Annotated in this window: 7 protein-coding genes; 4 read left to right on the top strand and 3 right to left on the bottom strand. The window is 61.5% G+C overall.

Annotation, left to right across the window (positions count from 1 at the left end):
* Positions 1-13: 13 nt before the first annotated feature.
* From F2S13_RS13765 to F2S13_RS13750, 4 genes are all read left to right on the top strand, one after another.
* Positions 14-340 (top strand): DUF2934 domain-containing protein, encoded by a 327-nt coding sequence (locus F2S13_RS13765; protein ID WP_166361635.1) that lies wholly within the window; start codon positions 14-16, stop codon positions 338-340.
* 85 nt (positions 341-425) lie between these two features.
* A complete protein-coding gene (glgX, locus tag F2S13_RS13760) occupies positions 426-2600 on the top strand; it encodes a glycogen debranching protein GlgX (protein ID WP_166361633.1) in 2175 nt (724 codons plus the stop codon).
* A gap of 201 nt (positions 2601-2801) precedes the next feature.
* Positions 2802-3584 (top strand): endonuclease/exonuclease/phosphatase family protein, encoded by a 783-nt coding sequence (locus tag F2S13_RS13755; RefSeq protein WP_166361932.1) that lies wholly within the window; start codon positions 2802-2804, stop codon positions 3582-3584.
* Positions 3585-3907: 323 nt separating this feature from the next.
* Positions 3908-4978: an autotransporter domain-containing protein gene (locus F2S13_RS13750; protein WP_166361631.1), complete on the top strand. Its 1071-nt coding sequence runs from the start codon at positions 3908-3910 to the stop codon at positions 4976-4978.
* A 21-nt stretch (positions 4979-4999) separates the two neighbouring features.
* Here the strand turns inward: F2S13_RS13750 and glgB are convergent, their stop codons facing one another.
* Genes glgB through F2S13_RS13735 form a run of 3 tightly spaced genes read right to left on the bottom strand, consistent with a single transcriptional unit; the run spans position 5000 to position 12587 of the window.
* Complete coding sequence (glgB, locus tag F2S13_RS13745; protein WP_166361629.1) at positions 5000-7228, bottom strand: 1,4-alpha-glucan branching protein GlgB; 2229 nt, start codon at positions 7226-7228, stop codon at positions 5000-5002.
* 3 nt (positions 7229-7231) lie between these two features.
* Complete coding sequence (treS, locus tag F2S13_RS13740; RefSeq protein ID WP_166361627.1) at positions 7232-10549, bottom strand: maltose alpha-D-glucosyltransferase; 3318 nt, start codon at positions 10547-10549, stop codon at positions 7232-7234.
* Positions 10550-10562: 13 nt separating this feature from the next.
* Positions 10563-12587 carry an alpha-1,4-glucan--maltose-1-phosphate maltosyltransferase gene (locus tag F2S13_RS13735; protein WP_166361625.1) on the bottom strand — a complete coding sequence of 675 codons (2025 nt, stop codon included), beginning with the start codon at positions 12585-12587 and terminating at the stop codon, positions 10563-10565.
* Positions 12588-12661 lie beyond the last annotated feature (74 nt).

Here is a 12661-nt window from a genome sequence, read left to right as displayed (position 1 = left end):
CAGGAGCGTTGAAATGAGTGCTGACGACAAGCGTATTCGCGAATTCGCCTATCAAATCTGGGAGTCGGAGGGTAAGCCGACAGGCCAGGAACACCGTCATTGGGAAATGGCGCGCAAGCTGGCGGAAGCCGAAGCCTTGGCACCGAACAAGACACCCACCCGCAAGCCTGCCGCCAAGACCAGCCCGGACGCGCCGGCTGCTGCACCCAAGACCAGGGCCGCCGCCAAGCCTGCTGCCAAACCCGCCAGCAAGGCTGCTGCCAAGCCGGCATCGGCCGCTGCCGCAAAACCCGCTACGGAGAAAAAGCCACGCGCGGCGAAGAAGCCACCAGCCAACTGACGCCCGAGCCTTCGGTCGATCCCATCACGCACCCTCCCGAACTGGACGGAGGGTCGTGCATGTCTGAGCAGAGAAAGGACTGAGCATGACTACTCGACCAAAGAATTCCTCCAGGAAAACCGAACCCAAACCTGCGGCTGAACCCTCGCGCATCCGCGAGGGCCTGCCCTTCCCGCTCGGCGCTACCTGGGATGGCCTGGGCGTGAATTTCGCGCTGTTTTCCGCCAATGCCACCAAGGTCGAGCTTTGCCTTTTCGACTCCAGTGGTGAGGTGGAACTCGAACGCATCGAGCTGCCCGAGTACACCGACGAGATCTTCCACGGCTATCTGCCCGACGCGCATCCAGGACTGATCTACGGCTACCGGGTGCATGGCCCGTACGACCCGCAGAACGGTCACCGTTTCAACCCCAACAAATTGTTGATCGACCCCTATGCCAAGCAGTTGGTCGGTCAGTTGCGCTGGTCCGAGGCGCTGTTCGGCTACACCATCGGCCACCCGGATGCGGATCTCAGTTACGACGAGCGCGACAGTGCGCCCTTCGTGCCCAAGAGCAAGGTTATCGACCCGGCCTATACCTGGGGGCGCGACCAGCGCGTCAGCGTGCCCTGGGACCGCACCATCATCTATGAAACCCATGTGCGCGGCATCAGCATGCTGCACCCCTCGGTGCCCGAGGATGAGCGCGGCACGTTCGCCGGCCTGATGGTCGAGGATGTGCTCGATCACATCCGCAAGCTCGGCATCTCCTCCATCGAGCTGTTGCCGATCCACGCCTTCGTCAATGACCAGCACCTGCTGCAAAAGGGCCTGAACAACTACTGGGGCTACAACAGCATCGCCTTCTTCGCCCCGCACCCGCGCTACCTGGCCAATGGCAAGATCGCCGAGTTCAAGGAGATGGTCGCGCACCTGCACGACGCCGGCCTGGAGGTGATTCTCGATGTGGTCTACAACCACACCGCCGAAGGCAACGAGCAAGGCCCGACCCTGTCGATGCGCGGCATCGACAACGTCTCCTACTATCGCTTGAACCCGGAAAACAAGCGCTTCTACATCAATGATTCGGGCACCGGCAATACCCTGGACCTGAGTCACCCCTGCGTGCTGCAGATGGTCACCGATTCGTTGCGCTACTGGGCCAGCGAGATGCACGTGGATGGCTTCCGCTTCGACCTGGCAACCATTCTGGGGCGCTACCATGAAGGCTTCGATGAACGTCACAGCTTCCTCGTGGCGTGTCGCCAGGACCCGGTCCTGCGCCAGGTCAAACTGATCGCCGAACCGTGGGACTGTGGCCCCGGCGGCTACCAGGTCGGCGGCTTCGCCCCGGGCTGGGTGGAATGGAACGATCGCTTTCGTGACACCGTGCGTGCCTTCTGGAAAGGTGACGACGGTCAGCTCGCCGACTTTGCCGCGCGCATGACGGCCTCGGGCGAACTGTTCAACCAGCGTGGCCGGCGCCCCTATTGCTCGGTGAACTTCGTCACTGCCCATGACGGCTTCACCCTGCGCGACCTGGTGTCCTACAACGAAAAACACAACGAAGCGAACGACGAGAACAACCAGGACGGTACCAACCACAACATTTCCTGGAACCACGGCGTCGAAGGCCCCACGGATGACCCCGAGATCAACGCCTTGCGCCTGCGCCAGATGCGCAACTTTTTCGCGACCCTGCTGCTGGCGCAAGGCACGCCGATGATCGTTGCCGGCGACGAATTCAGCAGAACCCAGCATGGCAACAACAACGCCTATTGCCAGGACAGCGAAACGGGCTGGGTGAACTGGGAGATGGACGAAGACGGCAAGTCCCTGCTCAAGTTCGTCAAGCGCCTGACCAAATTGCGCCTGACATACCCGGTGCTGCGGCGTGCACGCTTTATGGTCGGCGACTTCAATGAAGATATCGGCGTCAAGGACGTCACCTGGCTGGCGCCCAATGCTAGCGAGATGACCACCGAACAATGGCACGACCGCCATGGACGCTGCCTGGGCATGCTCATGGACGGCCGCGCCCAGGTCAGCGGCATCCGCCGCCCGGGCGCCGATGCCACCTTGCTGCTGATCGTCAATGCCCACCATGAGGTGGTCAACTTCACCCTGCCCCAGGTGCCCGAGGGCGAGAACTGGAATTGCCTGCTGGACACCGACAGGCCACTGCTGCGCGGGCGCGAACCGTGGGAGTTCGGCAGCGCATTTGCGGTGACGGGGCGGTCGTTGTTGTTGTTTGAGCTGGTGCTTGAGGAGGAGCAGTAAGGCCGGGGGATATGTGTTGGATTCATCGCTGGCAAGCCAGCTCCCACAGGGATGACCCACAGAGGCATGTGGTGAACTCTGTGGGAGCTGGCTTGCCAGCGATGCGGTCGCAAATTCACCGGAACTGTCCGGGCCAAAACCAGTCGCAATACTATTGGGCTCAACGATTGAGGAACGACCGTGACAGCCGACCCTGCGGGTATCAGCAGCACTGACCAGGACGCACAAGCGCAGCCCCCGGCTATCCATCGTCTGCGGGTACTGACCGTCAACACCCACAAAGGCTTCACCACCTTCAATCGCCGCTTCATCCTCCCGGAACTGCGCGAGGCCGTGCGCAGCACCGGGGCCGATATCGTTTTTCTTCAGGAGGTGCTCGGCGAACATGACCGCCACGCCTCGCGTGTCAGCAACTGGCCGTTGACCTCACAATATGAATTTCTCGCCGACAGCATGTGGAACGACTTCGCCTATGGGCGCAATGCCGTCTACCCCAATGGCCACCATGGCAACGCGCTGCTGTCCAAGTACCCGATCATCCACCACCGCAATCTCGACGTGTCGATCACCGGCCCCGAGCGCCGTGGCTTGTTGCATTGCGTGCTGCAAGTACCCGGGCATCAGGAGGTGCACGCCATCTGCGTGCACCTGTCGCTGCTGGAATCCCATCGTCAATTGCAACTCGAGCTGCTCTGCCGCCTGCTGGACTCCTTGCCCGGCAATGCGCCCGTGATCATCGCCGGCGACTTCAACGACTGGAAGTTGCAAGGCAATGTCACCCTGGCCCAGCACGACTACCTGCATGAAGCCTTCGAGCGCCACCATGGCCTGCTGGCCAAGACCTACCCGGCACGCTGGCCGCTGCTGCGCCTGGATCGCATTTACCTGCGCAACGCCAGCAGCCATTCGCCAAAAATTCTCGCAAATAAACCTTGGACGCACCTTTCCGACCATTTGCCACTTGCTGTGGAGGTCCATCTTTAAATTCATTCGGCATAGCCACCCCGGTTTAAAGCGCGCGGGGGGCTATGAAAGGAGGATAAACAAGCCATTTCAATAGCTTGCAATGGCAAATTTGCAACTACCACCCATCGTGCATTTTCTTGACGCAAGGCCAGTACTCTCCTTGACTTCAAGTAACCAACTTACTCGCACGAGTACTCTTGCCACGCCTCTAGCACGCGCCTTCTGGCCTGCCGCGGATGCCTGGCCTGCTGGCTTCGGCCGCCCTCTGTTTTGTGAAGTCGTACAGCCGGCGTGTCTCCTGGCCAGACCCTTGGCTGTTACATTCAGAGGAGATATTTGTCATGAGAAAAACGCCCGCTCCCTTCGGCCTCGACTACGCTTTCTACGCCCTGTCCACTTCGTTGCTGCTGTCGATTCCCGTAGAAACCCTTGCGTTGGGCCTTGCCGATGAGGATCCCTTCTCGGCCACATCACTGAGCATGCCGCTTTTTTCGCTGAACAGCCCTACCGCATCCGGCCTGACCTTCAACGCTCTGGCCTCCCTGCAGGACCGCCTGGACCAACGCAATGCACCGGATCTACCCGGAGACATTGCCAGCCACTTGAACCAGTACTTCCCCGTGGCACTCAAGCCAGGCAGTGCCGGCCCACAGGAAACACGCTTCGATGGGACCAACAACAACATGCAAGTCAGCCCGGACCTGTTCATCCGTGAATCCGGCGAGAATACCCATCGCGCAGGCTTCTTCATTGGCCACAACAGTTTGCAAAGCGGTAGCGACGGCATGCGTCCATACACCAGTGATAGCAAGGGGACGGTCAAACTCGAAGGCGAAAGCCTGGGCGTTTACTGGAGCGTGAATCACGGCCAGGGCTGGCATGTGGATGCCGTGGCCATGGGCACCCGTTTCGACGGCAGCGGACGCACCGACAGCGGCGACCGCATCGACGGCAATGGCCATGCGCTGACCTTGTCGGTCGTAGGTGGCTTCCCCATTGGCATTACCAAGAACTGGGTGTTGGAACCGCAAGCGCAATTGATCAACCAGCAGTTCTTCCCCGGCGCCCAGGACCAGACCGCTGCGATTGCCGCCTATGACTCGATGCCGACCTGGACCGGCCGTGTGGGTGCGAAATTGAGTGGTAGTTATTCAGTGCGTGGCATGCCGTTCGAACCCTATGTACGGACCAACGTCTGGCACGAGTTCTCCAACAGCCAGACCGTCAGCCTCGACCAGGTCGACAAGATCAGCAGCAGCCGCAACTCCACTACCGTCGACCTGGGTTTGGGCCTGGTGGCGAAGGTTTCACAGAAACTCAGCTTTTTTGTCAGCGCCGACTACAGCAGCAACGTCGACGACAACGACTTGAACGGCCTGATCGGCAACCTGGGCGTGCGCGTGAGGTGGTAAGCCTCACACGCATCAAGCAGGTTATGCTTCCGGGCGCAGGATCAAAACCGCCAGGGGTGGCAGATTGAGTGACAGCGAGAGGGGTTGGCCATGGCTGGGCGTCGGTTCGCTGGCCACGCCCCCACCGTTGCCCAGGTTGGAACCGGCATACACATCGGCGTCGCTGTTGAGCACCTCGCTCCAGCGCTCGGCGAAAGGCACGCCGATGCGGTAGCCGTGACGGGGCACGGGGGTGAAGTTGGCGACGATCAGCAGCGGATCGCCATTTTTACTCCAGCGCAGCCAGGCAAACACACTGTTGGCCGCATCGTCGCCGATCAGCCACTGGAAGCCCTGGGGTACGCAGTCCTGCTCATGCAGGGCTGCTTCGCTGCGATACAGGCGGTTCAAGTCACCGACCAGCTTCTGCACCCCCAGGTGTTCCGGATACTGCAACAGGTACCAGTCCAGCTCACTGTCGTGGTTCCACTCGCGCCACTGACCGAACTCGCAGCCCATGAACAGCAGCTTCTTGCCCGGATGCGCCCACATGAATGTCAGATAGGCACGCAGGTTGGCGAACTTCTGCCATCGGTCGCCGGGCATCTTGTCGATCAGCGAATGCTTGCCATGGACCACTTCGTCATGGGAAATCGGCAGGATGAAATGCTCGGAATAGGCATAGATCAGGCCGAAGCTCATTTCATTGTGGTGATGGGTGCGGTGAATCGGGTCGTTCTGGATGTAATGCAGGGTGTCGTGCATCCAGCCCATGTTCCACTTGTATTGGAAGCCCAGCCCACCCTGCTGGGTCGGCTGGCTGACACCCGGCCAGGCGGTGGACTCTTCGGCAATGATCAACGCCCCCGGCACTTCCAGCGCGACCACGTCATTGAGGTGGCGCAAAAAGTCGATGGCTTCCAGGTTCTCGCGCCCGCCATGGCGGTTGGGTACCCATTCGCCTGCCTTGCGCGAGTAATCGCGATAGAGCATCGAAGCCACCGCATCAACGCGCAATCCGTCGATGTGGAAGTGCTTGAGCCAGTGCAGCGCCGAAGCCAGCATGAAGCCATGCACCTCGGTGCGCCCCAGGTTGTAGATCAGCGTGTCCCAGTCCTGATGGAAGCCTTCCAGCGGGTTGCCGTATTCATACAGGGACGTGCCGTCGAACTGGGCCAGGCCGTGAACATCCGTCGGGAAATGTGCCGGCACCCAATCCAGGATCACGCCGATGCCGGCCCGGTGGCAGGCATCGACGAAGGCCGCGAAGTCCTCGGCCGAGCCGTAGCGCGCACTGGGGGCGAACTGCGACAGGGGTTGATAGCCCCAGGAGCCGCCAAAGGGGTGCTCCATGACCGGCATCAGCTCGATGTGAGTGAAGCCCAGTTTGAGGATGTAAGGGATCAGGCGGTCGGCCAGTTCGCGCCAGTTATAAGGGCGCACCACTTCGCCGATATCGTCCATCTCGCATTGCCAGGAGCCGGCGTGCAGCTCGTAGATCGACAAGGGCGCGCTGGTGCGGTGATGCTCGCCGCGCTCCTGCAGCCACTGCTGATCCTGCCAGTCGAACTGCAGGGGTTTGGCGACTTTCGAAGCGGTGTCCGGCGGCAGCGCCGTGGCCAGTGCAACCGGGTCGGCCTTGAGCGGCAGAATGGCATCCTTGCCAAGGATTTCGTACTTGTAGGTTTCACCTGGCTGCAGGCGGGGGATGAAGATCTCCCAGACCCCGGCCTGATGGCGCAGGCGCATCGGATGACGCCGGCCATCCCAGATGTTGAAATCCCCGACCACCGAAACCCGCCGTGCATTCGGCGCCCAGACCGCGAAGCGCACACCCTCGACACCGTCGATCGTCATTACTTGCGCGCCCAGGCAACTGCTCAGGTCGCGATGATTGCCCTCGGCGAACAGGTAAAGGTCCATCTCGCCGAGCAGTTGGCCAAAGCTGTAAGGGTCTTCGCTGATCTGCTCGCCACCGGCCCACTGGATCTGCAGCAGGTATGGCAGCTGCCTTGGGAAATGCCCGGCGAACATGCCCGGTACCTCGCCCTGCTCCAGGGCACCGATCAGTTCACCGTTGGTCCTTTCCAGCACTTGCACACGCAAGGCATTGGGCAGATACGCACGAATATATTGCCCGCCTGCACCATCACCGTGCGGCCCGAGGATCGAAAAGGGGTCATGGTGTTCGGCCCGGACCAGCGCCTCGATGTCGGCTTTGTGCGGGAACGCCCCACTCTGGGCCCTGTCATGTTCTCTGTGCGCATTCATCTACTACTCTCCCCAGGTACTCAATAGCCCATACAGTCCATGCAAAGGCACGGCCAGCCAGTGTGGGCGATGCTCTGCTTCGTAAATAATTTCGTAGGCGGCCTTTTCCAGGCTGAACAATTCGAGGGCAGCACGCTCGCCTTCAGCGTCTTCCCAGGCATGCGGCAGGTTGGCAGTGGCCAGGCCGTAGGCCTCGATAAAGGCATGCCGGGATTCATGCAGATAGTGCCGGGAGACCCGCTGGCGGGCTTGCTGGGCCTGTGCCGAGGTATCGGCGCTCTGCACATTGCGGGTGGCCGTGGCCGCGGCATAATCGAACGAGCGCAGTACCCCGCTGACATCCTTGTAGGGGCTGTATTTACCCCGCCGTTCCTGCAACGGTCGCGCCGGCTCCCCTTCAAAGTCGATCAGGTAGGCATCACCCTGCACCACCAGCACCTGGCCCAGGTGCAAGTCGCCGTGCACGCGCATGATCAAACCGCCCACCGCCTGCTTGCACAGGGCATCGACGTGGCCAAGCATCTCGTCGCGCTGGCCGAGCAACTCATCCACCAATTTCTGCTCGTCCTGGGTCAGATTGCTGCGGTGGTGTTCAAGCAAGTACAACGCACGTTCCAACTGCGCACTGATGCTTTTGCTCCACGCCTGACTCTCCTTGCCGGTGCTGGGGTGGGCACGAAACGCTGCATTACGGGTCGGTGCGGCCAGCAGCACGTGCATCTCGCCCAGGCGCTGACCAAGCAAGGCAGCGAAACCGGCAAGCTCGGCCAGCGCATTGGAGTGCTGCTCCTGCTCAGAACGGGCCGGCGCCATTTCGTCGCGGATGGCCCGCTCCAGGTTGTTCTGGGTCCAGTCCCAGGCATCGCCCTGATTGCTCAGGTAGCCCTGGGCGATCATCAACAGGTGCGGCACGCCCTGGCCATCGATCCGGCTGACTGCACCGAGCAAGGGCGAAATATTGGTGAACCCGGCCGCGGTCAGGTAAGCGCCCATTTCCAGTTCCGGATGAATACCGCCACTGACCCGGCGAATCATTTTCAACACCAGGCTGCCGCCGACCACCACCGAACTGTTCGATTGCTCGGCCGCCAGGTAGCGCACCGGGGCGTCGTCGGCCAGGCCAAGCTGCGCCAGTTGTTCGGTCGGTTCGAAGACCAGCTCGCCATCGTCACCGAGCAGCCGCGTGTGTGCCTGCAACCCCTGCACCACCGCCCGGACAAAACTCTCGAGGCTGAAGGCATCGGTGATCAAGCCGACCTGCCGACCACGCCGCACCCGCGCCAGGGCCAGTTGCTGCGGCAAGGCACTGCTGATCTGATCCTCGCCCAGAAAGCCGAACGGCAACTGGTAGCGGCTGATCTCGCCACCGCTGCTGACCTCGATCTCGCTGAGCAAGACCGGGAATGGCTGAATGTTGAAGCGCACGCCATAGGCGATGCGAATCTGCTCGATGGCGGTGTCCTTGCCGGCGAACCAGCGCCGTTTGGGCAGGTATTGCAGCAGGGCGTTTTTTTCCAGCGTGCTGCGCGAGGGCTCCTCGAGCAGCTCTTCCATGCGTTTTTTCAAGACCAGGGTGTTGAATTCCGGCAGGCTCTGCGCAGGCTCCACGTGCCAGCTCGGCATCTGGTTTTCCGGGGCCAGCAGGAACCAGTAGAAGCCATAGGGCGGCAGGGTCAGCATGAACGGCAACTGGCCGATCGGCGGGAAGGCGCTGCCGCCGAGCATTTCCACCGGCACCATGCCGGCATAGTGCGACAGCTCCAGCTCCGCCGCTTGCGCAGCACGCGAGACGTTGGCCACGCACAGGATGATTTCGGTCTTGCCGTCGCCATCTGCGTATTCCCGGGTGTACGCCAGGATCCGCCGATTGCTTGGCGAAAGCATGGTCAGGCTGCCCCGCCCGAACGCTTTTTGCTGCTTGCGCACGGCCAGCAGGCGCCGGTTCCAGTTCAGCAACGAGTGCGGGTCACGGGACTGTGCTTCGACATTCACTGACTGATAACCGTAGAGCGGGTCCATGATCGGCGGCAGCACCAGGCTGGCCGGGTCGGCACGGGAGAAACCACCGTTGCGGTCGATCGACCATTGCATGGGCGTGCGCACGCCGTCGCGGTCGCCCAGGTAGATGTTGTCGCCCATGCCGATCTCGTCGCCGTAATACAAGGTCGGCGTACCCGGCATCGACAGCAGCAGGCTGTTGAGCAGCTCGACCCGGCGCCGGTCGCGCTCGAGCAACGGTGCCAGGCGCCGGCGAATGCCCAGGTTGATCCGCGCGCGGCGGTCGGCGGCGTAGTAATTCCAGAGGTAATCGCGCTCGCGATCGGTGACCATTTCCAGGGTCAGCTCATCGTGGTTGCGCAGGAAGATCGCCCACTGGCAATTGGCCGGGATCTCCGGGGTCTGGCGCAGGATATCGGTGATCGGGAAGCGGTCTTCCTGGGCCACTGCCATGTACATGCGCGGCATCAACGGGAAATGAAAGGCCATGTGGCACTCATCGCCATCGTCGCTGCGGGCATCGCCGAAATACAGCTGGGTGTCTTCAGGCCACTGGTTGGCCTCGGCCAGCAGCATGCGGTCAGGGTAGTTGGCGTCGATCTCGGCGCGGATCTGCTTGAGCACCTGGTGGGTCTCGGGCAGGTTCTCGTTGTTGGTGCCGTCGCGTTCGATCAGGTAGGGAATCGCATCCAGGCGCAGGCCGTCGATGCCCATGTCCAGCCAATAGCGCATGACGCCGATGACCGCCTTCATCACCTGCGGGTTGTCGAAATTGAGGTCCGGCTGATGGGAGTAGAAGCGGTGCCAGAAATACTGGCCGGCGACCGGGTCCCAGGTCCAGTTGGACTTTTCCGTGTCGAGGAAGATAATCCTCGTGCCGTCGTACTTCTGATCGGTGTCGGACCACACGTAAAAGTCCCGGGCCTTGGAGCCGGGCTTGGCGCGCCGTGCCCTCTGGAACCAGGCATGCTGGTCGGAGGTATGGTTGATGACCAGTTCGGTGATCACCCGCAGGCCGCGCTTGTGCGCTTCGGTGATAAACCGCTTGGCGTCGGCCATGGTGCCGTAGTCCGGATGCACCGCCTTGTATTCAGCGATGTCATAACCATCGTCGCGTCGTGGCGAGGGGTAGAACGGCAATAGCCAGACGGTGTTCACACCCAGTTCGGCGATGTAGTCGAGCTTGGCGATCAGCCCCGGGAAATCGCCGATACCGTCGTTGTTCGAATCGAAAAAGGACTTCACATGCACCTGATAGATGATCGCGTCCTTGTACCAGAGCGGATCATCGATAAATGCGGCCGCGCGCGCTTTCTTCGCCATGGTCGACTCCATTCTAGAGGGCATTCTCGATGCGCCAGATTCCGAATGGCAGGTGCCAGGGTTCGATGCGCATCCATTGAGTCTTGCCGTTCCAGGTCCAGCGGTGCCCGGTCATCAGGTCTTCACCGCGGGTTTGGGCATCGTCGTCCAGCCCCAGCTCCCACAGCGGCAGCTCGAAACTGGCCTCCTGGGCGTTGTGCGGGTCGAGGCTGATGGCCACCAGAATGAAGTTACCCCGATCGGCGGTGCGTTTGCCGAAGTAAAGGATGTTGTCGTTCCAGGCGTTATAGAACTCGATGCCCAGGTGCGTCTGCAGCGCCGGGTTCTGCCGGCGGATGCGGTTGAGTTGAGCGATCTCGGCGATGATATTGCCGGGAGCGCTGAAGTCGCGCGGGCGAATCTCGTACTTCTCCGAATCGAGGTATTCCTCCTTGCCCGGCAACGCCGCCGACTCACAGAGTTCGAATCCTGAATACATGCCCCAGAGCCCCGACCCCATGGTCGCCAGCGCGGCACGGATCAGGAATCCGGCACGCCCGGACTCATGCAGAAAGAACGGGTTGATGTCCGGTGTATTGACGAAGAAATTCGGTCGATAGCAATACAGCCAGGGCGGCTGGTTCAGTTCGCTGAAATAGCTTTGCAGCTCGGCCTTGGTGTTGCGCCAGGTGAAGTAGGTGTAGCTCTCGGAAAACCCGACCATGCCTAGGCGCGCCATCATCGCCGGGCGGGTAAAGGCCTCGGCGAGGAAAATCACTTCCGGGTGCTGGCTGCGGACATCCTCGATCAGCCACTGCCAGAATGGCAGCGGTTTGGTGTGCGGATTGTCGACCCGATAGATCTTCACGCCCTCCGCCACCCAGCAGAGGATGACGTCGCGCAGGGCCAGCCACAGGCTCGGTATCGCCTCGGCGGCATAGAAATCGACGTTGACGATGTCCTGGTATTTCTTCGGCGGGTTTTCCGCGTAGCGGATAGTGCCGTCCGGTCGCCAGGAGAACCAGCCCGGATGCTCCTTGAGCCACGGATGGTCCTGGGAGCACTGGATGGCAAAATCCAGAGCGATTTCCAGGCCATGATCGGCTGCTGCGGCGACCAGGCGGCGAAAATCCTCGCGGCTGCCCAGTTCGGGATGAATCGCCTCATGCCCGCCCTCTTCGCCACCAATGGCATAAGGACTGCCCGGATCGTCGGGCCCCGCCTGCAGGGCATTGTTCGGCCCCTTGCGGAAGCTGCGTCCAATGGGATGGATCGGCGGGAAGTACAGCACGTCGAAACCCATGTCGCGGATCATCGGCAAACGACTGTGCACATCGTTGAATGTGCCGTGGCGCTCGGGGTCATCGGTGATCGAACGCGGAAAGAGCTCGTACCAGCTGGCAAACTGGGCGCGCTCGCGCTCCACGTCCAGGGGGAATTCATGGCTGCGGCTCAAGTAGGCTCGATGGTCGGCCTGGGTCATCAGGGCGGCCGTTTCGGCCTTGAGCAGGGTAGCGACCTGGTCCGCAAGGGGCATTCCGGGCAAGTCGTCATGCAGGCGTTGCAGTTGCTGACGCAGCGAGCCTTCACTGCGCTCGGCGCTTTGCAGGATGAGCAGGCGACCTTCTTGCAGTTCCAGGCTTACCGGTACCCCAGCGCTGAACTTTTTCTCGAGCTCGTAGCAGTAACTGGCGAAGCGATCGATCCAGGCCTCAATGGAAAACAGCACGCGGCCCACTTCCTGGACACTGAAGTGAGCCTCCCAGAGGTCGTTGCCACGGTCGGCCATGGGCATGCCGTGCCAGCTTTCGCTGCGCGCCGCACGCCAGCGCAGCATGACTGCCAGCTTGTCGTGACCATCGGCAAACACCTTGCTGGTGACCGTGATTGCCTGCCCGACGATCGCCTTGGCGGCATATAGCCCACCCTCGATCACCGGTGCCGTGTCTTCGATCACGATGCGCGGCAACAGCAATGCCTGGGACAGCATCAACGGCTGTTCGGCGGCGCTGCTGTCTTGAGCTCCCTGTCCCGTTTCAAACGGTTCATCGATCGTCATCGAGCCTCTCTCCTTCGCCCTTTTGGGCGCTCCTGTGCCTGGATTACGCAGTGTCCTGGCGCCAATACACCTGG

This window comes from Pseudomonas akapageensis (genome assembly GCF_011355085.1).
Lineage (GTDB): Bacteria > Pseudomonadota > Gammaproteobacteria > Pseudomonadales > Pseudomonadaceae > Aquipseudomonas > Aquipseudomonas akapageensis.
Note: the sequence above shows the minus strand (reverse complement) of the source record. Positions and strands in the feature narration are given on the sequence as shown.